Genomic DNA, 599 nt, shown 5'->3' with positions numbered 1-599 from the left:
TCGGATTTTTCCCCTTTTCATCATACAAATAAGGCCCATAGGACGTGTCGATCTGCCACATATCATTGGCATGAGCCATTTCAAATGACCGTCGGTCTTCTGGTGATCGCCAGCGATACTGTTCATTTTGTTGACGCATGAACCGTTGAACCGTGGATAAAGAAACCGTCTGCGGGTTGAGTTCACCGTTTTCGCTCAAATAATGATACAGATTCGTCACTGTTCGACGAGGACGTTCTTCTTTTAAGGCAATCAGGCGCTGTTTTTGATCATCTGTCAGCCTTTTCGTACTGGTCTCTGTGCGTACTTTTGGTTTTAAGCCATCAAACCCATACTTGCGATACAAATAGACCCAGTCACGAATACCCCCAGGCTTTACTCGCCACTCACTTCCATCGACTCGTTTTAAGGGCTCTTGACTAAGGCGTTCGTAGTACGCTTGTTGGCTGGCATCAGGAAAATCCTTGTTTAAGATGGGCGCAATCACTTGAAACTTCGCTAATGCCACTTCTTCACGCTGTTTTTCATTCATTTCTTTGTCTTCCTCTCTTATATAGACTACTGCCACCTTACTACAGTCGTCTGCTTTCCAGCAGAGG

Annotated in this window: 1 protein-coding gene; it reads right to left on the bottom strand. The window is 45.4% G+C overall.

All coding sequences use genetic code 11. The annotated features are described in order from the left end of the window. On the bottom strand, nucleotides 1–532 hold a 532-nt coding region (locus ACYQ4S_RS12165), incomplete at its 3' end, for a helix-turn-helix domain-containing protein (protein WP_459771424.1). Nucleotides 533–599: the final 67 nt, after the last annotated feature.

The organism is Alkalibacterium sp. s-m-28, assembly GCF_054658175.1.
The sequence above is the reverse complement of the archived record's forward strand: the minus strand, read 5'-3'. Positions and strand labels throughout refer to the sequence as shown.